The organism is Streptomyces lasiicapitis (genome assembly GCF_014646335.1).
GTDB classification, from domain to species: Bacteria; Actinomycetota; Actinomycetes; order Streptomycetales; family Streptomycetaceae; genus Streptomyces; species Streptomyces lasiicapitis.
On sequence record NZ_BMNG01000020.1, the window covers coordinates 151,841 to 171,897 of the forward strand.

Here is a 20,057-nt window from a genome sequence, read left to right on the forward strand (position 1 = left end):
TGATGGCGTACTCGGTCGCGCAAGGGTGTTCGCCCGTAGCGGAGGGAACCGGTGCGCGCTGCATGGAGTGTCAGTGCATACGGGTAAGACATCCCTAGTGGGGAGGGGCGACACGCGGTGTTCAGGCGTCTCACGTTCGCCAACGGCGTACTGCCGGTGAGGGTAACTGCCTGGCCTGCGGGAACATCGTCTCGCACCATCAGGTTGGAGCATATGTCGGCGTTGGAGTCAGGAAGCGTTCTCTACCGTAGTGAGGGTGATCCGGACGGGTGTCGGCAGTTGGAATGAGCGGTCCCCGCTTGCGGGACTAAGCTGCGGAAGGACAGGGAGGGGAGCGTCCCCTTACTGCCTGACCGCTCTGAGGAGCGATTAACGATGTTCGAGAGGTTCACCGACCGCGCGCGGCGGGTTGTCGTCCTGGCTCAGGAAGAAGCCCGGATGCTCAACCACAACTACATCGGCACCGAGCACATCCTCCTGGGCCTGATCCACGAGGGTGAAGGTGTCGCCGCAAAGGCCCTGGAGAGCCTCGGCATTTCGCTTGAGGCGGTCCGCCAGCAGGTGGAGGAGATCATCGGGCAGGGCCAGCAGGCTCCGTCCGGGCACATCCCCTTCACCCCCCGTGCCAAGAAGGTCCTGGAGCTGTCGCTCCGCGAGGCCCTTCAGCTGGGCCACAACTACATCGGCACGGAGCACATCCTGCTCGGCCTGATCCGTGAGGGCGAGGGCGTCGCCGCCCAGGTCCTGGTCAAGCTGGGTGCCGATCTCAACCGGGTGCGGCAGCAGGTCATCCAGCTGCTCTCCGGCTACCAGGGCAAGGAGACCGCCACCGCCGGCGGTCCTGCCGAGGGCACGCCCTCCACGTCCCTGGTCCTCGACCAGTTCGGCCGGAACCTCACCCAGGCCGCTCGTGAGTCCAAGCTCGACCCGGTCATCGGGCGCGAGAAGGAGATCGAGCGGGTCATGCAGGTGCTGTCCCGCCGTACGAAGAACAACCCGGTCCTCATCGGCGAGCCCGGCGTCGGCAAGACGGCGGTCGTCGAGGGCCTGGCCCAGGCCATCGTCAAGGGCGAGGTGCCCGAGACCCTCAAGGACAAGCACCTCTACACCCTGGACCTCGGCGCCCTGGTCGCAGGATCGCGCTACCGCGGTGACTTCGAGGAGCGCCTGAAGAAGGTCCTCAAGGAGATCCGCACCCGCGGCGACATCATCCTGTTCATCGACGAGCTGCACACGCTCGTGGGTGCGGGTGCCGCCGAGGGCGCCATCGACGCGGCTTCGATCCTGAAGCCCATGCTGGCCCGCGGCGAGCTCCAGACCATCGGCGCGACGACTCTGGACGAGTACCGCAAGCACCTTGAGAAGGACGCGGCCCTCGAGCGCCGCTTCCAGCCGATCCAGGTGGCGGAGCCTTCCCTCCCGCACACCATCGAGATCCTCAAGGGCCTCCGCGACCGGTACGAGGCGCACCACCGCGTCTCCATCACCGACGAAGCCCTGGTCCAGGCCGCCACCCTGGCCGACCGGTACATCTCGGACCGCTTCCTGCCCGACAAGGCGATCGACCTGATCGACGAGGCCGGCTCCAGGATGCGCATCCGCCGGATGACCGCGCCGCCGGACCTCCGCGAGTTCGACGAGAAGATCGCGGGCGTGCGCCGGGACAAGGAGTCGGCGATCGACTCCCAGGACTTCGAGAAGGCCGCCTCCCTGCGCGACAAGGAGAAGCAGCTCCTGGCCGCCAAGGCCAAACGCGAGAAGGAGTGGAAGGCCGGCGACATGGACGTCGTCGCCGAGGTCGACGGCGAGCTCATCGCCGAGGTCCTCGCGACGGCCACCGGCATCCCGGTCTTCAAGCTGACGGAGGAGGAGTCCTCCCGTCTGCTGCGCATGGAGGACGAGCTCCACAAGCGCGTCATCGGCCAGAAGGACGCCGTCAAGGCGCTCTCGAAGGCGATCCGGCGTACGCGAGCGGGTCTGAAGGACCCCAAGCGCCCCGGTGGATCGTTCATCTTCGCGGGCCCCTCCGGTGTCGGTAAGACCGAGCTCTCCAAGGCCCTCGCCGAGTTCCTCTTCGGTGACGAGGACGCGCTGATCTCCCTCGACATGTCGGAGTTCAGCGAGAAGCACACGGTCTCGCGCCTCTTCGGCTCGCCCCCCGGCTACGTGGGCTACGAAGAGGGCGGTCAGCTGACCGAGAAGGTGCGGCGCAAGCCGTTCTCCGTGGTCCTCTTCGACGAGGTCGAGAAGGCCCACCCGGACATCTTCAACTCGCTGCTCCAGATCCTGGAGGACGGTCGCCTGACCGACTCCCAGGGCCGCGTCGTCGACTTCAAGAACACGGTCATCATCATGACGACCAACCTCGGCACGCGGGACATCTCCAAGGGCTTCAACCTGGGCTTCGCCGCGCAGGGTGACACCAAGTCCAACTACGAGCGCATGAAGAACAAGGTCTCGGACGAGCTCAAGCAGCACTTCCGGCCCGAGTTCCTCAACCGTGTGGACGACGTCGTCGTCTTCCCGCAGCTCACCCAGGGCGACATCCTCGAGATCGTCGACCTCATGATCGGCAAGGTGGACGAGCGCCTGAAGGACCGGGACATGGGCCTCGAGCTCTCCCAGTCCGCGAAGGAGCTCCTCGCCAAGAAGGGGTACGACCCCGTCCTGGGTGCGCGGCCGCTGCGCCGCACCATTCAGCGCGAGGTCGAGGACACGCTCTCCGAGAAGATCCTCTTCGGCGAGCTGCGCCCCGGGCACATCGTCGTCGTCGACACGGAGGGCGAGGGCGAGACCGCCACGTTCACGTTCCGTGGCGAGGAGAAGGCGGCACTGCCGGACGTGCCGCCGATCGAGTCCGCTGCGGGTGGGGCTGGGCCCAACCTGAGCAAGGAGGCGTGACGCTGGCGCTTTGCTGAGCGGCATGCTTGGGGCTGCCCCGGACCTTACGGTTCGGGGCAGCCCCTTTTTGTCAGGCGGGTGGCGTGTTCCAGAAGGTGTTGCGCACCTCGACGTTGGCTTCCGGAAACAGGCTGGTGTAGCGATCGGCCGACAATCGGTGATCTCCGTTGGCGCCAATGGTGACTGTGCGTACTCCTGGGAACACCCTGCTCAGGTGGGTGAGGTCCTCGGTTCCATGCAGCCCGGATAGGCGGAGCGTTTCGATTCCGAGGAGTTCTGGGGACTGCGTGAACGCAGGGAGAAGGCCCCTTTCCAGGCTGAGTTCGTTGAGGGAAGGATGAGCGGCCATCTCTTCGAAGTGCTCAGAGGTGAGTTCACCCTCGGGGGCGACCAAGGCGAGGTGTCTCAGAGTCTGCCAATGTCCCAAGCCTCGCAGCCTATTGCTGACCGTTGCCCTGCCGATGAGAGTGAGGAACTCCAAAGGCGCGCAGGTGGGCAACGATGCGTTGAGATTTCCGCCTTCCAACAGCGAGCTGATGTAAAGGGTGCGCAGAGTCGTCAGACGCTCCAGACCCCGCACGGCAGTGCCCAGGGTCAGCGAGGACAACTCCAGCGTGGCGAGTGGGCTGAGATCCAACGGTGCCTGGCACGACGAAAGCCCGAGGGCGTTGAGCCGCTGCAGGGATGTGAACGGGGTGAGATCGGACAGCTCGGGGTTGTCGATGACGTGCAGGTGGGTGAGCGTGTCCGGGGTGACAAAAGTGAGCAGGTCCCGCGCTGTGTAAGCGCCGAAAATGGTGACCAGAGGCTGTGCACCGATCCGGCGCAATGCTCGCGCCTGTGCCCTGTTCTTTGCTGTGAAGAACACGCCCTGCGGAGACACCCCGGAAAGGATTTCGTCGGCGTACTCATCGGCGTCGAACTGTTCCCAGGTCTGGAGGAGCTGCACGCGGACACTTGACTCAGTATGGCCCCGGAACTGCTTCAGCACAGGCAGAGAGGCGTCCGTGCCCACGAGCCGCGCGGTATGGACCACCCCCAACGCCTCATCATCCGAAAGCCCCTCCGGGCCCGGAAGCAGCTCAAGGACCAAGGGCCCCGCCTCCGCCAGCGCGCGGGACTCCGCTGCCGTGCGTGGAGGTATGAGGCCCGCCGCCCGGGCCTCCACCTCCTGCCGTACCGCGGGGGACAGGGACGTCGCGTCGTCCAGGCAGGCCAGGGCCAGGAGGGCGACTCGGGGGCCGGTGTCGGCTGACAGCAGCTTGCGTAACAGCGTGTTGCGTTCGGTGGGGCGGGCGTGGGCCACCGACATGCGGATCACGTCCTCCCACTGGGGGTCGTCGGCGTGGGAGACGAGGGCGTCGAGGTGGCCCTCGGACACGGCGGCGCGGGCGCCCAGGTAGTCCTGGAAGGTGCGGTGGACGAAGTCGACGGCGTCGGGACCGGGTTCGCGCAGCAGCCCGCTGCGGTGCAGCAGGTGGCGGAAGACGGCCGCGGCGTCGCCCTGTTCGGCGGCGGAGGCGATGTTCGGGAGGGCGCGCTCCAGCAACAGCAGCGCGCCGTCGTGGTCCATTTCCGTGCGTCCGCTGAGGGTCAGGCCGTACGCGAGGGACTGGAGGAGGTCGAGCTGGGCCTCCTCCGTGAGCTCGATGCCGTCGGGCGCGCCCATACCCCGTTCGCGGTCGCGGCGGGTGAGGAGCATGGAGAGGGCCGCGTCGTAGAGGGACTTGCGGCTCTGGGGGAGAAAGCCACGGCGTTCGCGGTGCAGGGCGCAGATCAGGCCGCACATCAGGGGGTTGGTGGCCATGCGGGCCAGGTCGCGTTTGGCGCGCAGGGAGGAAAGGAGCTGTTCCGCGTACGGCTCGGCGTCCGCTGCCGTGTGCCAGCGGTGCACGAACGTGGCGACGTCGGCGCGGTTCATCGGCGCGAGCGCGAGCTCGCGGAAGTCGCGCTCGGCGAGCCAGGTGGGGCGGACGGCCGTGGGACGCGAGGTGACCAGCCACTGGTTGGCGGGATACGCGTGGGTGAGGTCGAGGAGCCAGTCGCGGGTGCGAACGCGGTCGGCGGCGGGCACCTCGTCGACGCCGTCGATCAGGACGAGCCCGCGGCCGGCGCGGAGGACGCCCGAGGCCCAGCCGTCGGGCGGCGTGTGCGGGCAGCCGACGGCGGTGAGGAAGGCGTCCGGGGAGGGCAGGGTTCCGGTTCTGATCAGCGTACGTAAGGGGAGTACGAAGGGGACGCGGTCGGAGGCGGACGGGGTGGGGGCGGCGCGGGTGCGGGTGGCGGTGCTGACGGCGAGCCACTGGACGAGCGTCGTCTTGCCGGAGCCCGCGTCGCCGCGCAGCAGCACGCGGGGGTGTTCGGCGAGGGCCGCGTCGGCGGGGAGATGGACGGTGACGGGCCCTGCGTCGAGGAGGGCTTCGAGGTCGTCGTGGGGGCGGCTTTCGGTGCTGGTCGCCTCCAGGCTCAGGTAGGCGACTTCCAGGGGCCAGCGGTCGGGGGACTCGCGGAGGTCGATGCCGTAGATGGTGATGCGGTTGTGCTTCTCGGCGATGTGGTCGAGGTAGCGGCGCTCGAACGCGGCGGCGGCCACGTCCGGGCGGGGGTTCCGGGCGATCAACTCGTCAAGTTTGGCTATGAGTTCCGCCTGGCTGCGCGTCTGCTCCACCAGGGTGCGGGCCACGAAGGTCGACCGCTGGGTGAAGAAGTGGACGACGTGGACGCAGGCCAGCTCGGTGAGGGAGTCGAGGAAGGCGGTGGCGTCGGCGGAGAGATGGGCCGGGGCGGGGGTGCGGGCGCGGAGCTCGCGGGCGAGTTCCCGGTGGCCGAGACGTACCGCCTGGACGTCGTCCATCTCCAGGTCGCCGAGGCCGAGGAGGGTGCGGGCGAGGGCGTCGGCGACGGCCGTCTCCTCGTCCGGGGGCACCGGCCGTTCGCCGGGCGACGCGGCGGCCCGCTCGACCAGGCGGGCGGCCAGCTTCCGTACGTCGGGCTCCGCGAGGGTGCGTTTCTCGCCACGGAAGGAGACGAGGGACGCCAGGCGCACGGGCCCCTCGGTGAGGCCCGCGCCGGGGCCGTCCTGGCGGAACAGCTTCTTCAGGAGCGGTGCCACGGCGGACGCCGCGAGCCGCGTGCCGAGCAGTGCGGGATCCATGTGCGGTGTGTCCCCCTGTGACGTGGACCGTGAACGGTGCGCCCTGCGGCACGGCAGCGTCTCATGGGCGCGGGGTGGCGTCGACGCCACGTTCGTCGGTGCCGCGACCGTCGGGGGTGCGGCCTTCGTCCGCGCCCCCGCGGGCATCGTCCCCGCAGCCGTCAAGCCGCAGGAAGTCAAGGCGGAACGGGTCCCCGGCCAGCTCCGTCTGCGCGGGCGAGTCCTCGGGGAGCGTCACGTCGAGGTCCAGCGGAATGGCTCCGTGGGCGCGGTGCAGGTGCCGGTGGATCGCTTCGTCGAGTTCGGCGCGGGACCAGCCCCGCTGGACGGCCTCGGTGGCGTAGAAGTCCAGCTCCGCGCGGGTCTCCAGACGGTCCATCAGTACGGTGATGTGGCCCCAGGGGAGCTGGGCGACGGGGCGCTGCGCGATCCGTCCCGGCCAGGTGCGGGCCAGCTTGCGCATGTGTGTCAGGTTCCGCCGGGAGAAGCCGCGTTGGGTCGGGTGGGCGGCCTTCAGGTCGGCGGCGAGGCGGGCCACGAAGTCGGTGTCCCGGTCGTCCGGGGCTTCCGGGTCACCCCGGTCGGCCTGTTCCTCGTGGGACAGCAGCAGCTTGCCGATCTGCCAGTACGTCTGGACGAGCTCGGCGTTCACCGCCTGCCGCGTGCGGGTGCGTGCGGCGGTGACGGTGTCCCGGGCCTGCCCGAGGAGGTCGTCGTACGCCGAAGGGTCGGCGGGGTCCGGTGGGGCGGGTGCCATGGCTTCGGTGTCCTTGTACGTGGGGTACATGGGGTCGAGGTTTGCGCAGGCGGTGCTTTACAGGAGGGTGATCCGTGTCGGGTCATCCGAACGTGTGGGGGTGGAGCGGGAGTTCGGATGTGACGCCAGGAGGTCATGGGTCGTCACGGTGCTGCCGGGCGGGTGCGGGGCGCCGCCTCGCGGGGGCGCCGCGCGGGCGCGGCTCCGGCCGGCGCGGGCTCCAAGTCGTACGCGTCGACGTGGAGGTGGTCGGGGAGGGCGTCGAGCCCCGTCGTCAGGGGGGCGGGCACGCGGATGCCGCGCAGCGTCGGCAGGGCGGCGGCCAGACCGGCGGCGTCGATGGGCGAGACGTCGCGCGAGCGGAGGTTCACGTAGAGCAGGGCCAGAGCCGGGAAGACCTTCGCGAGGCGGGCCGGGACCTCGTGCCACGCCCCGGTGTGGTCCAGATGCACCTGGGTGACGTGCGGCAGGCTCAGGTCCTCCGGCGCGTCCCACAGGCTGTCGGCCGACAGGTACAGCTTGTCGAGGCGGGGGAGCCGGGCGAGTACGTGCCACTCCGCGTCCGAGCCCGGCCCGTCGTCGCGGTCGTAGACGACCCACTCCAGCTCCGGCCACCTGTCCATGGCGTCCAGGTCGGCCACGTACCGCCGGGGACCGAGCACACCGAGGGTCTTCAGGGGAGCCTCGGCCGGGAACATGCCGAGGCTCCAGGGTTCCTCGACGTCGAACACGCGCAGCGCCTTGAGACCGCGCAGCGCCGCGAGCGCCTCGGGGGTGAGCCGCGCGGGCGGGGTCCAGAGCATCAGGGTCTCCGGTGCGCAGTCCGTGAGCAGGCGGGACACCGTCTCGGGGGCGAGGTCGGCCCGGATGTCGAGGTGCTTGGGGCGCAGGCCCAACCGGTCGAGTTCCGCGATCTGTTCCTCGGTGCGCAGGGTGAAGTGCGTGACCCCGTCGTCGAGCCGGCTGATGACCTGCTCGGCGTAGCGGCGGCAGTCGAAGCGCTGCCAGCCCCACATGAGCTGGCTGCGTACGGCGAGGGAGGGATGGGCGGTGTAGCGGGCGAGGAAGGGGATGGCCGCGTCGGAGCGGACGTGGGTCGCCGCGACGGCGACGAGGCGGGCCACCTCCTCGTCCGGCTCGCCGGACCTGCCGGACCCGTCCGGTCTGCGTGAGCCTTCCGGCCTGCCTGAGCCTTCTTGCCTGCGTGAGCCTTCCGGCCTGCCCGAGCCTTCGTGCCTGCCCGAGCCATCCCGCTCTCCCGAACCGTCCGGCCCGCCCGACCCATCCGGCCTGCCTGGCCCGTCCGACCTCTCCAGCCTCTCCAGCCCCTCCAGCCTCCCTGGACTGTCCGGCCTTCTCAGCCCATCCAGCCCCTCCAACCTCCCCAACTCCTCAGGCCCAGGCAGCAACCCAAGCACCATCGGCCCCACCGCCCCCAGCTCCCGCGCCTCCTCCGCACTGCGGGGCGGAATCAGCTCGGCCGTCCGCCGTTCCACCTCGCCCCGCACGGCAGGCGCCAGCTCCGCCGCGTGTTCCAGGCAGGCCGCCGCCAGCAGATGCGCCCGCTTGCGGGCCGACTCGTCGCGGTGGGCGTCGCCGTACGCGAGCAGCCCGCCGAGGAGTTCCGCCCGTTCGCGGGGGCGGGCCTGGGCCACCGCCATGCGGATGACGTCCTCCCACTGGTCGTCGGCCGCGTGCCCGGCGAGGACGCCGAAGTCCCCCTCGTCCACGGCCGCCCGCGCCCCCAGGAAGTCCTGGAACGTCCGGTGCACGAACTCCACCGTCCCCGGCCCGGGTTCGCGGAGCAGACCGCTGCGGTGCAGGAAATGGGCGTACACCGCGTCCGCGTCGCCCAGGGAGGCCAGCTCCGGCACGGCGGGCAGCGCGTCCGCGATGATCGTCCGGGCGCGGGAACGGTCCATCTCCGTGCGGCCGTTGCGGATCAGCCAGTACGCGAGGCGCTGCAGGAGCTGGAGCTGGGGCTCCTCGCGCAGTTCCGGTACGTCCATGTGGCGTTCGCGGTCGCGGCGGATCAGGAGCATGGACAGGGCCGCCGTGTAGAGGTCCTTGCGGCCGAGGGGGAGGAAGCCGCGGCGGTCCCGGTGCAGCGCGCAGATCAGGCCGCACATCAGCGGGTTGGTGGCGAGGCGGCCCAGGTCGGGCTTGGTGCCCACGGCTTCCAGGAGCTGGGTCTCGTACGAGGCGAGGGCGGCGGCCTCGTCGTCCGGCGCGCCCGTCGCGGCGGCGGTGTGCCAGCGCCCGATGAACGCGGCCACGTCCGCCCCGCGCATCGGCGCGAGGGTCAGCTCCGTGAACTCCTCGTCGGCGAGCCAGTCCTCGCGCACGGCGGAGGGGCGCGAGGTCACCAGCCAGCGGTTTCCGGGGTAGGCCTCCATGAGATCCGTCAGCCACGCGCGCGTGCGGGCGCGTTCCGTGTCCGGGACCTCGTCGATGCCGTCGACCAGGACGAGCGCGCGCCCTGCGGTCAGGATGCGGGACTCCCAGCCGTCGGGCTGCGTGCCCGCCAGCGGGGAGCCGACGGCGGGGAGGAAGTCCTTGGGCGCGGGGAGGCGTTCGCCGTGGCGGGTCAGGGTGCGCAGGGGGAGCACGTAGGGGACGCGGTCGTACAGGTACGCCATGCGGTCGTCGCGCTCGTCCAGGACCTGGCGTGCGGCCGAGACCGCCAGCCACTGGACGAGGGTCGTCTTGCCGGAACCCGCCTCGCCGCGCAGCAGGACGCGGTCGTGGGCGGCGAGGGCCTCGTCGGCGGGGCGGGCGGCGGTGTCCAGGTCCGCCTCGAAGACGGGCCGCCACTCGTCCCCGAGCCGGATGTCCCCCAGGTGCTGCTCGCGCCCGGTCGCCCGCAGGCTCAGATACGCCGCGTCCAGCGGCCACTTCCCCGGCGAGTCGGCGAGATCGATCCCGAAGATCGTCAACTTGCCGTGCTTCTTCGCCAGGTAGGCGAGATAACGCCGCTCGAAGGCAGCGTCCACCGCACCCCGAAGCGGGTCCCTGGCGATCAACTCGTCAACTTTGGCTATCAGTTCCGCCTGGCGGCGGCTCTGCTCCACCAGGGTGCGGGGTACGAAGGTCGACCGCTGGGTGAAGAAGTTCAGGATGTGCAGACAGGCCGTGTGCAGCAGCCGCTCGTAGAAGTACGTCGCGTCCGCCGACAGATCGCGCTCCGGCCGCTCACCGGCCCGCCGCAGCCGGCGCGCCAGCTCCTCGTGCCCCAGGGACACCGCCTCCACGTCCGTGAGCGTGAGGGTTCCGAGGGCGAGCAGCGTGCGGGTCAGGGCGTGCACGACCGCCTCGACCTCGTCCTCGGGCAGGTGCCGCTCGCCGGTGCGCAGGGCCTGGCGGGCCAGCTCGGCCACGAGGCCGCGTACGTCCTGCTCCGCGAGCTCACGCCGCTCGCCCCGGAAGGACACCAGACCGTCGATACGTACCGGTTTGTCCACGAGCCCCGCGCCAGGCCCCGGCCGCGCGAACAGCTTCTTGATCAGCGGGGTGACGACGCCGGACGCGATTCGGATGCCAAGGGCCGCGGGGTCCATGCGCGCGAGCGTAGTGGGCGTAGCGGGGGTCACACTCCCGGGGCGGTGGATCTTGCCCGCCGGTGACATGACGCACAGGGCATACGTCACATACGAGGCGGATTAGTGGTGCTTTTCGGTGTGCTCTTCGGCCGCGCGGACGGGACTTTCGGCCCGGAACCGGCCGCCTCGGCCGCCGTCGTGGGCGGGTCCTGGTACGGCCGCGCCTAGTAGAGGGGCGTTTTGGGGGCGGGGCGGGGTGGGGGTTACCAAGGGATGGCCGTCCGGCATGCGCAGTCCGCGTGCCGGATTCCCTTTTGCCCGCAGTACCCGGCAGCACCCGCAGCACCGCAGTACCCAGCACCACCCCGCAACACCCGGTACATCCCGTACCCCCGTCCCCACGCCTTGTCCCGGAGGTTCCCCCATGTCGAAGCGCGCCAAGTCCCACCATTCCGGCCCGTCCCTGCGTCGCACCCGGGCGGCCGTCCTCGCCGCCGGTGTCGGCGTGACGACGGTGCTCGGTGCCGGGATCGCGGCCGCCGCCGACGCCAAGGGCGGGGTCCAGTCGGTGACCGCCTCCTCCGTGGGCGCGCAGGCCGCCGCCCAGGCCAAGGCCGCCGAGCAGGCCGAGCAGGCCGCGGCGAAGAAGGCCACGCAGGCCAAGCAGGCCGCCGCCAAGAAGGTCGCCGCCTGGCAGGACCCGGTCGAGAACTACCGCCTCTCCGCCAGCTTCGGCCTCGGCGGCAGCATGTGGTCCAGCAAGCACTCCGGCCAGGACTTCGCCGTCCCGATCGGCACCGTGGTCAAGTCCGTGCACGGCGGCACCGTCGTCAAGGCCGGCCCGAACGGCGCCGGTGACGGCCCCGCGTACGGCAACGCCGTGGTGATCAAGCACGCCAACGGCACGTTCTCGCAGTACGCGCACCTGTCCAAGGTCGAGGTCCGCCCCGGCCAGACCGTCGGCACCGGTCAGCGCATCGCCCTGTCCGGCAACACCGGCAACTCCAGCGGCCCGCACCTGCACTTCGAGATCCGTACGACGCCGAACTACGGCTCGGCCGTCAACCCGGTCAACTTCCTGCGCGAGCAGGGCGTCCGCGTCTGATCCCCCGCGTGTGACGCCCCGACTCAGGTGCCGTTGTGCGCCTGGGTCACCAGATCGATGGCGACTTCGAGGATGGCCTTGCGCTTCACCTCGGGGTCGCCATCGGCGTCCTTGAGGACGAACATTCCGCCGTGCATGGTGAACAGCGCGCTGAAGCAGCGCACCTGCGCGGTCATCGGCACCGACGGGTCGTCGTGACTCAGGATGTCCAGGAGCTGGAACATCCGGTCCTTGAAGCTCTCGCCCGTCTTCAGGTCGCGCATCGTCGCCTGGTTCTCCTGCATGAAGCGGAAGAGCGGGGCGGCGTCGGTGAGGATCTCGCTGTAGCGGGTCAGGATCGCGCGCTTGGTCTCCAGCGTGCGCGGCTGCTCCTTGCCCCAGACGATCAGCTCGTCGATGGGTCGCGTCAGATCGTCGAAGATGCTGGTGAGGATGTCCTCTTTGGTCTTGAAGTGGTAGTACAGGGCCGCTTTCGTGACGTCCAGGCGCTCCGCGATCTCGCGCAGTGACGTCTTCTCGTACCCCTGCTCGGCGAAGAGTTCGAGCGCCACGTCCTGAATGCGCTGGCGGGTGTCCCCGCGGCGCCGCTGCTTGCCTGTGCTGCCCATGGTGGCGATCCTCGCACTTCTCCCCGTGCTCACCGGAACTTACTTGACGCCCGGCTAGTTGGGGGTCTACTTTCCCCTACTGTAGCCAACTTGCCGGGCGGCAAGTAAGTACGGCGGGCGCATGAGTACGAGGACAGGGGAGCGGGGACCGTGGCAGACATCAAGAAACAGGCCGGGCAGGCGGCAGAGGCCGGGACGGACCGGGGCGCGGCGGCCGAGCCGCAGCCCCGCAGCGTACGAGTGGTGATCTTCGCGCTGATGGTTGCGATCCTGCTCGCGATGCTCGACAACATGATCGTGGCCCCCGCGATGCCGACCATCGTCGGCGATCTCGGCGGCCTGGAGCACCTTTCGTGGGTCGTGACCGCGTACACCCTCGCGACCGCCGCCTCCACCCCGATCTGGGGCAAGATCGGCGACATGTACGGGCGCAAGGGCGCCTTCCTCGCCTCCATAGTGATCTTCCTGATCGGCTCCGCGCTCAGCGGACTCGCCCAGGACATGGGGCAGCTCATCGGCTTCCGGGCCGTGCAGGGCCTTGGCGCGGGCGGCCTGATGGTCGGCGTCATGGCGATCATCGGAGAGCTCGTGCCGCCGCGGGAGCGCGGCAAGTACATGGGCATGATGACCGGCGTGATGGCGGTCGCGATGATCGGCGGACCGCTCGTCGGCGGCACCCTCACCGACCACCTCGGCTGGCGCTGGGCCTTCTACATCAACCTGCCGCTCGGCATCGTCGCCTTCTTCATGGTGAGCGCCGTGCTGCACCTGCCGAAGAAGCGCGCCCAGGGCCGCATCGACTACCTCGGCGCCGCGCTCCTTACCATCGGCATCACCTCCTTCGTCCTCGTCACCACCTGGGGCGGTACGGAGTACGACTGGAACTCGGCCGTGATCATGGAGCTGATCGGGCTCGGCGTCGCCTCCCTCGTCGGCTTCTGGTTCGTCCAGCAGAAGGCCGCCGAGCCGGTCATGCCGCTGCACATCTTCCGCAGCCGCAACTTCTCCCTGATGTCCGTGGTCGGCTTCCTCACCGGCTTCGTGATGTTCGGCGCGATGCTCTTCCTGCCGCTCTACCAGCAGGCGGTGCAGGGCGCCTCGGCGACCAACTCCGGGCTGCTCCTGATGCCGATGCTGCTCGCGATGATGGCGGTCTCCATGATCGCGGGCCGGTTCACCACGGCCACCGGCAAGTACAAGGTGTTCCCGATCGCGGGCAGCGTACTGATGGCCGTCGGGCTGTTCATGCTGGCGCAGATGGACACCGACACCTCGCGCGTCACGACCGGGATCTACATGGCCGTGCTCGGCGCCGGCATGGGCTGCCTGATGCAGATCACCATGCTGGTGGCGCAGAACAGCGTCGAGATGAAGGACATGGGCGTCGCCTCGTCCTCGGCCACGCTGTTCCGCACCCTCGGCTCGTCCTTCGGCGTCGCGATCATGGGCGCGCTGTTCAACAACCGGGTCCAGGACGAGATGGCGGAGTCCGCTGGGGCCGGTGCCGGCGGCGCCGCCAAGGTCACCGAGCACTCCGCCCAGCTCGACGCGGCGAGCCTCGCCAAGCTCCCGGAGGCGGCGCGCGAGGCCTACCAGCACGCGGTCTCCGCCGGTACGCACGTGGCGTTCCTGCTCGCCGCGGCGATGGCCGTGGGCGCGCTGATCGCGGCGTTCTTCGTGAAGGAGACGCCGCTGCGGGGCGCCGCACCCGGGGACAAGACGCCTGCGGACAACTCGTCCGCGGACACGAAGCCGGCCGGTGACGCGGATGGGGACTCCGCGCGCGGCGAGCGGGAGAAGACGGTGGCAGAGGCCGTCTGACCCCGCTGGTCCGCCCGGCCGTACGGCCCCCGACGCTTCGGTGTCGGGGGCCGTCGTCGTGCGGCCGAGGCCTTCGCCGTCGGCCGGGCGGCCATTGTCAGTGCCGCGTGCCAGCATCGGATACGTGGAGAGACTGCGGCAGCTGCGCCTCGCGAAGGACGCGATGGACCGTGACTGGGCCGACCCCGCCCTCGACCTGGCCGCGGTGGCCGCCCACGCCGGCTATTCGCGCTATCACTTCCTGCGCGCCTTCAAGGAGGCGTACGGGGAGACGCCCGGGCAGTATCTGTCGCGCCGCCGCATCGAGCGAGCCGAGGACATGCTCCGCTCGGCCGACCTCGCGGTCACCGAGATCTGCATGCTCGTCGGCTTCACCAGCCTCGGCACGTTCTCGTCGTCCTTCAAACGGCAGACGGGCCTCACCCCGAGCGAGTACCGCGCCAAGCACGTGGGGCGCGGGGCGGCGCTGATCCCCGGGTGCTGGGCACTGCTGTGGGCCGGGGGGTTTCCCGCGCGGGCAGGGATGGACGGGACCGGGGCGGGGGCCAGGAGCGGGACCGGGCCCGGCGGAGCGGAGCGCGACTCCGGCGAGGAGCGCAATTCTTGAGAAGCGACCCGGCAACCGCCCTGCCTACGGTGGCCGAGCAAGCAGAAAAGCCCCCGCAGCACCCCCTCACCAGGAGCACATCATGATCAAGGGACTCGCCATCTCCACCGTCTGGGTCCTCGACCAGGACCGGGCCAAGGAGTTCTACACGGAGAAGCTCGGCCTGGAAGTCCGTACGGACATGACGCTCGGCGAGGGCGGCATGCGCTTCCTCACCGTCGGCGCCAAGGACCAGCCGGAGCTGATGCTGGCCCTGATGGTGCCGGGCGGCGCGGGCATGGACGCCGAGTCGGCCGAGGCGATGCGCAAGCTGGTCACCAAGGGCGTGCTCGGCGGGGGCGCCCTCAGCACGGACGACATCCACGGGGACTACGAGAAGCTGAAGGCGCGCGGCGTCGAGTTCCTCCAGGACCCGCAGGAGCGGCCGTACGGAATCGAGGCGATCTTCCGCGACGACTCCGGCAACTGGTTCTCGTTCACGCAGGCGCACGAGGGCGAGCTCGACCTGGACAAGGACTGGGGCTGCTGAGCTCCAGGGGCAGTTATTTGTCCCATTTGTCCGGAAGTTGAAGCATCGGATAGCTCCCGGTATTGGTCGGCGCGTGCTCCGGCAGCCACAGCACCGCCACCGCCCCCTCGGCGGCCTCGTCGGGCGAGGCACCGGGCGCGCGGATGTTGCGGAAGGTCAGGCGCGCGCCGAGCACCCGCGCCTGGCCGGCCGCAATCGTCAGGCCCAGGCCGTGCCCGCGCCCCGCGCGGTCCGCGGAGCCGGTGCGGAAGCGGGACGGACCGTCGGCGAGCAGCGCCTCGGGGAAGCCGGGCCCGTGGTCGCGCACCCGGACCACGCGGCCCTCGACGCTGACCTCGATGGGCGGCTTGCCGTGCTTGGCGGCGTTGGCGACGAGGTTGCCGAGGATGCGCTCCAGGCGGCGCGGGTCGGTGGTGACCTCCGACTCGTGCACCACCGTCACCCGCACGTCATGGCTGAGCACGGCCATCCGGCGGCTGACGAACTCGCCGAGCACGATGTCCTGCATCTCGGCCCGCTCGGACGCGGAGTCGAGCCGGGCCACTTCCAGTACGTCCTCGACGAGCGTGCGCATCGCCTGGGCGCGGTCCTTGACCAGCTCGGTCGGCCGCCCCGGGGGCAGCAGTTCGGCGGCGGTGAGCAGCCCGGTCACGGGCGTGCGCAGCTCGTGCGCGATGTCGGCGGTCACCCGCCGCTCGGCCTCCAGACGCTGCTTGAGGGCGTCGGCCATGGCGTCCACGGCCAGGGCGAGATCGTCGGTCTCGTCGCGTACGTATCCGCCGATGGCTTCCTGGACGGTCACGTCGGTCTGGCCCTGCGCGACCTCGCCCGCGGCGGTCGCCGCCTTGCGCAGCCGCCGCGCTATCTGGCCGCCGATGAGCACACCGATGGCGCCGCCGCCGAAGACGACCGCGATGGAGCCGATGACGAGGGCCTGGTCGAGGTCCTTCATGATGGCGGCGCTGCGGTCGGTGAAGGGGGAGTGCACCGACAGGACGCGGCCGTCGCTCAGCGGCACCGCGCCCCAGATGTCCGGCTCTCCGGTGGCGTGCTCCTGCACGAAGGTGGCGCGGCGGCCGGTGAGGACGCGCTGGCGCAGTTCGTCGGGGAGCTGCGGGTCCTCGATCTTGGCGCCGTAGACGGCGTTGGTGGTGCCGCGTGTCTGATAGGTGCGCAGGGCGAGCTGTACGCGCTCGTCCTGGAGGTCGCGGGCGTTGTCGAGCATCGACACCCACGCGGCGTTGTGCACGACGAGGCTCAGCGCCACCGCGACGAGCGCGCCGACCATGCCGATGGCCGCGGCGATCTTCCAGCGCACGCCGGTGCGCAGCCGCGCGCCGAGCAGATCGCGCAGTCCGTCCGGCCGCCGCAGGTCGCGCAGCCTGTCGCGCAGCCCCCGCGAGCGCAGCCGCCCGCGCGGCGTACCGCCCGGCGATGACGCCCTGTTCGCACCCCCGTTCATGCCCCCACCCATGGCAGACCCTTGTGTTCCCGCACGCCGCAAGCTCACGCCTTGAGCTTGTAGCCGAATCCGCGGACCGTCTCGATGCGGTCCTGGCCCACCTTCGTACGCAGTCGCTGCACATGCACGTCGACCACGCGCGTGTCGCCGCCCCAGCCGTAGTCCCAGACGCGCTCCAGGAGCTTGTCGCGGGACAGGACCGTGCCGGGCGCGGACGAGAACTCGAGCAGCAGCCGCATCTCGGTCGGCGTCAGCGCGACCGTCTCGCCGCCGCGGCGCACCTCCATGCCCTCGGTGTCGATCTCCAGATCGCCGAAGGCCAGCATGCCGCCGCCGCTGGTCTCGCCCTGCTCCGCGGCGGGCGCGGCCGAACCGGGCCCGCTGGCGTGCCCGAAGCGCCGCAGCACGGCGCGGATGCGGGCCACCAGGACGGCGCCGTCGAACGGCTTGGTCACGTAGTCGTCGGCGCCGGCCTCCAGGCCGAGCACCACGTCGATCGAGTCGGCCCGCGCCGACAGCATGATCACCGGCACGGTCGACTCGTCGCGGATGCGGCGGCACAGGCTCACGCCGTCCAGGCCGGGCACCATCACGTCGAGCAGCGCGATGTCGGGCCGGTCGGCCCGGAACGCCTCGAGGCCCGACAGGCCGTCGGGCATGGCGGTGACCTCGAAGCCGTCGCGCTCCAGGGCGAGCTGCGTGGCCTCGCGGATGACGTCGTCGTCCTCGACGAACAGGACATGGGTGTGTTCTGCCATCGGGTGCTCTCAGTTCTCGGCCGGGGCGGAGGTCTCGCCGCTCACCGCGCTGCTGTAGTTGTTGCGCGTGCGGTCCCGCAGGGCGAAGTGGTCCTTGGACCAGCGGTACGTGATGACCTCTTCGCCGGATGGGTCGGACACCGAGCTGCCCTCCTCGTAGAGCTGCTTGGAGACGACCAGCCTGCCGTTGTCAATCTCGGAGTAGACCGGAGGCTGCTCGTCCGTGAAGACATTCTTGTACGTCTTGCCTTCGGGGCGATACACGTAACTGCCGACGCCGACGGCGTCCCCACAGGTCAGGACGTTGACGACGACATCGGAGGAGGATGCTCCGGTCAGGTTGCCGTAGGACACGTCCACCGGATACTCGTCCTCGACGCACGGCTTCAGATCGCGCTTGACGGCCACGCTGACCTTCGGGTCGTTCTTCACGAGGCGGACCGCGTCCACGTCCTTCGGCGAGGGCGAGGCGGACGGTCCCGTCGGCGCGGCAGAGGCCACCGGGCCGGTCTTCGCCGGGCCCTCGTCCCGCGTGCCGGAACCACCCGTGGCACATCCGGTGACGGCGACCAAAAGGCCGAGGGCGGCGAGCACGGCCACTGCCGCGCTCCCCGCCTTCCACTCATGTGTGGCCCGGCGCCATGGTCCGGTCCGGGCACTCAGGCCGCGCAACGCTCCCGCTCCTCACGTTCGAGCACGCGCGCGGGGTCGGCCGACGACTCGTCGGCGTTGCGGCTCTCCAGCTCCTGACGGAGCCGCGCGAGCGCTCGGTGCAGCGTGCTCTTGACCGTGCCGGCCGACATGCCAAGCGCGGCGGCCGTCTCCTCAGTGGACATCTGCTCCCAGTGTCGCAGCACGACGACGCTGCGCTGCTTCGGGGCGAGCACCTTCATGATGTCCATCAGGAGGGCGCGGTCCGCGTGCTGCTCGGTGGAGTCGTCCACGGACGCGTCCGGAAGCTGCTCGGTGGGCACCTCTTCGAGCTTGCGGGCACGCCACCACTCGGTCCGTGTGTTGATCATGACGCGGCGCAGATAGGCGTCCGCGAGGCGCTTGTCGGCTATGCCGTCCCAGCGGCCGTAGGTCCGCACGAGCGCCGTCTGCAGCAGGTCCTGCGCGTCGACAGGGTCCGGGACGAGCCGCCGGGCGCTGCGCAGCAGGGCGTCCTGCCGAGTGCGGACGTACTCTTCGAATTCGAGCACCTCGCCGTGCGCCATACCCAACCGCCTCCGTTCCCGTTCGTCCCCGGCTGTCCCCGGTCGATTCCGGTGAGCCCCTCGACCGCTGATCCCTTGCCTGTGCGGTACGAGAAAGAAGTTACGGAGGCCGTGTCACGGCGTTGTGCGGAGCAGCCAGCGGCGGACGCACGGCTGTGCGTAGGTTGTGTAACAGAAGTAGGCCGGACGTAAATCGGCCGGTGGGTGTGGGCGCAGATGCCCTTTATGTCAGCGGTTTCGTCGGTGTTTCGCAGGCGACGGGCTTGTGTCGCCTGCGATGGACGGGGTGCCGGGTGGGTTGGCGGAGGCCCGGGGCGGGACGGGTGCCGGGCGGCTCAGGTCAGCGGCAGCCGGTAGTACCCGTCCGGCAGCGGCTCCACCAGGCCGTCCGAGACCAGGCCGTCCAGGGCACGGGCCCGCTGCACCGGCTCGTCCCACACCCGGTCGAGCGCGGACTGCGGCACGGGCGTGACGGCCTCGCGCAGGACGGCGAGCAGCTTGCCGCGGACCTGACGGTCGGTGCCTGCGTACGTCTGGGCGCGGCGCGCGGGCCCCTCGTGCGCGGGCTTGCCCGCCCCCAGCCAGGCGCACTGCGCGGCCAGCGGGCAGCGCGCGCAGTCCTCGCCCTTGGCGGTGCACACCAGGGCGCCCAGCTCCATGGAGGCGGCGGCCCAGCGCGACGCGGTGCGCTCGTCCTCGGGCAGCAGGGCGCGGGCGAGCTTGCGCTCGGCGGCGGTGGTCGCGTTCGGCGGGTACTGCGCACCGGTCACGGCACGCGCGAAGACCCGGCGCACGTTGGTGTCGAGCACGGCGTGCCGCTGCCCGTACGCGAACGACGCCACGGCCGCCGCGGTGTACTCGCCGATGCCCGGCAGCGCGAGCAACTGCGTGTGCTGCGCCGGTACGTCGCCGCCGTGCCGCTCCGTTATGGCGACGGCCGCCCCGTGCAGCCGCAGCGCCCGCCGCGGGTACCCGAGCCGCCCCCAGGCGCGCACGGCCTCACCGGGCGCCTCCTTGGCGAGGTCGGCGGGGCGCGGCCAGCGCGCGAGCCACTGCTCGTACACCGGGAGCACACGGCTCACCGGCGTCTGCTGCAGCATGAACTCGCTGACCATGACCCCCCAGGGCCCGGCGTCCTCGTGCCGCCACGGCAGATCGCGCGCGTTGGCCTCGAACCAGGCGATGACGGGGGAGTGGAACTGCGCGTCCAGCGAACGGGCGTCGGCGGTGCCGTCGCTGACGAGATCGGCGGCGAGTGCGGTCGGCATACCGACGATCCTGCCACGGGGGCGGTGGGCGACGGGCCAACGGCGCGGCACGGCGGGGGTCGGCCGGTCGCTGCGCGGGGGTTCGGCGGACGCGTGGGGCGGCCGCGCGCGTGGGCGCGGCGACGGAGCCCGCCTGCACGTCGGCTCTCCGGTCCGGCCGTCCGTACGTCGACGCGCTGCGCCCTGCCTCCACCCATACGTGTCCGTCGGGAAGTGAGGGCGGGACGCGTGGGGAACCCCGTCGCGGAGCGGCGGACAGCCCAGCCCGCACCGGGCGGAGACCTGACGATCGGCAGGGGCGGCCACCGCCGGACGGCAAGTAGCGTCGACG

The 20,057-nt window shown here is 70.7% G+C and carries 14 protein-coding genes; 5 read left to right on the forward strand and 9 right to left on the reverse strand.

The annotated features are described in order from the left end of the window. The first annotated feature begins 375 nt into the window (after nucleotides 1-375). The gene (locus IEY91_RS36310) at nucleotides 376-2,901 is read left to right on the forward strand and encodes an ATP-dependent Clp protease ATP-binding subunit (RefSeq protein ID WP_164322188.1); all 2,526 of its coding nucleotides are present in this window, start codon (nucleotides 376-378) and stop codon (nucleotides 2,899-2,901) included. A gap of 70 nt (nucleotides 2,902-2,971) precedes the next feature. On the opposite strand, the gene IEY91_RS36315 is transcribed toward IEY91_RS36310, so the two are convergent. From IEY91_RS36315 to IEY91_RS42150, 3 genes are all read right to left on the reverse strand, one after another. Then, nucleotides 2,972-6,055: an NACHT domain-containing protein gene (locus IEY91_RS36315; RefSeq protein WP_189177189.1), complete on the reverse strand. Its 3,084-nt coding sequence runs from the start codon at nucleotides 6,053-6,055 to the stop codon at nucleotides 2,972-2,974. A gap of 61 nt (nucleotides 6,056-6,116) precedes the next feature. Beyond that, nucleotides 6,117-6,842: a DUF1016 N-terminal domain-containing protein gene (locus IEY91_RS36320; protein WP_189177190.1), complete on the reverse strand. Its 726-nt coding sequence runs from the start codon at nucleotides 6,840-6,842 to the stop codon at nucleotides 6,117-6,119. A 113-nt stretch (nucleotides 6,843-6,955) separates the two neighbouring features. After that, nucleotides 6,956-10,369: an NACHT domain-containing protein gene (locus IEY91_RS42150; protein WP_229697458.1), complete on the reverse strand. Its 3,414-nt coding sequence runs from the start codon at nucleotides 10,367-10,369 to the stop codon at nucleotides 6,956-6,958. Nucleotides 10,370-10,775: 406 nt separating this feature from the next. Between IEY91_RS42150 and IEY91_RS36330 the strand changes: the two genes are divergently transcribed. Further along, a complete protein-coding gene (locus IEY91_RS36330) occupies nucleotides 10,776-11,456 on the forward strand; it encodes a M23 family metallopeptidase (RefSeq protein ID WP_164322182.1) in 681 nt (226 codons plus the stop codon). A 23-nt stretch (nucleotides 11,457-11,479) separates the two neighbouring features. On the opposite strand, the gene IEY91_RS36335 is transcribed toward IEY91_RS36330, so the two are convergent. Then, the gene (locus IEY91_RS36335; protein WP_164322180.1) at nucleotides 11,480-12,064 is read right to left on the reverse strand and encodes a TetR/AcrR family transcriptional regulator; all 585 of its coding nucleotides are present in this window, start codon (nucleotides 12,062-12,064) and stop codon (nucleotides 11,480-11,482) included. Between the two features lie 150 nt (nucleotides 12,065-12,214). On the opposite strand from IEY91_RS36335, the gene IEY91_RS36340 reads away from it, so the two are divergent. The 3 genes from IEY91_RS36340 (at nucleotide 12,215) to IEY91_RS36350 (ending at nucleotide 15,021) form a co-directional block, all read left to right on the forward strand. Beyond that, entirely contained in the window at nucleotides 12,215-13,885 is a 1,671-nt protein-coding gene (locus IEY91_RS36340; RefSeq protein WP_373288098.1) for an MDR family MFS transporter, read from the forward strand. A gap of 163 nt (nucleotides 13,886-14,048) precedes the next feature. After that, nucleotides 14,049-14,492, forward strand: coding sequence for a helix-turn-helix transcriptional regulator (locus tag IEY91_RS36345; RefSeq protein WP_373288101.1), 444 nt, complete (start codon nucleotides 14,049-14,051; stop codon nucleotides 14,490-14,492). Between the two features lie 82 nt (nucleotides 14,493-14,574). Then, complete coding sequence (locus tag IEY91_RS36350) at nucleotides 14,575-15,021, forward strand: VOC family protein (RefSeq protein ID WP_189177191.1); 447 nt, start codon at nucleotides 14,575-14,577, stop codon at nucleotides 15,019-15,021. Nucleotides 15,022-15,034: 13 nt separating this feature from the next. On the opposite strand, the gene cseC is transcribed toward IEY91_RS36350, so the two are convergent. The 5 genes from cseC to IEY91_RS36375 all read right to left on the reverse strand — a co-directional run bounded on the left by cseC (nucleotide 15,035) and on the right by IEY91_RS36375 (nucleotide 19,726). Further along, on the reverse strand, nucleotides 15,035-16,495 hold the full coding sequence (cseC, locus tag IEY91_RS36355; RefSeq protein ID WP_164322176.1) for a two-component system sensor histidine kinase CseC: 1,461 nt from the start codon (nucleotides 16,493-16,495) through the stop codon (nucleotides 15,035-15,037). Nucleotides 16,496-16,527: 32 nt separating this feature from the next. Next, on the reverse strand, nucleotides 16,528-17,241 hold the full coding sequence (gene cseB / locus IEY91_RS36360) for a two-component system response regulator CseB (RefSeq protein ID WP_164322174.1): 714 nt from the start codon (nucleotides 17,239-17,241) through the stop codon (nucleotides 16,528-16,530). Nucleotides 17,242-17,250: 9 nt separating this feature from the next. Then, a complete protein-coding gene (locus tag IEY91_RS36365) occupies nucleotides 17,251-17,913 on the reverse strand; it encodes a hypothetical protein (protein WP_373288099.1) in 663 nt (220 codons plus the stop codon). Continuing rightward, nucleotides 17,901-18,458, reverse strand: a complete 558-nt coding sequence (locus IEY91_RS36370; RefSeq protein ID WP_164322172.1) for a SigE family RNA polymerase sigma factor — start codon at nucleotides 18,456-18,458, stop codon at nucleotides 17,901-17,903. The genes IEY91_RS36365 and IEY91_RS36370 overlap by 13 nt, the downstream gene beginning before the upstream one ends. Nucleotides 18,459-18,793: 335 nt before the next feature. Next, nucleotides 18,794-19,726 carry an HhH-GPD family protein gene (locus IEY91_RS36375; RefSeq protein WP_229697460.1) on the reverse strand — a complete coding sequence of 311 codons (933 nt, stop codon included), beginning with the start codon at nucleotides 19,724-19,726 and terminating at the stop codon, nucleotides 18,794-18,796. Between the last annotated feature and the right edge of the window lie 331 nt (nucleotides 19,727-20,057).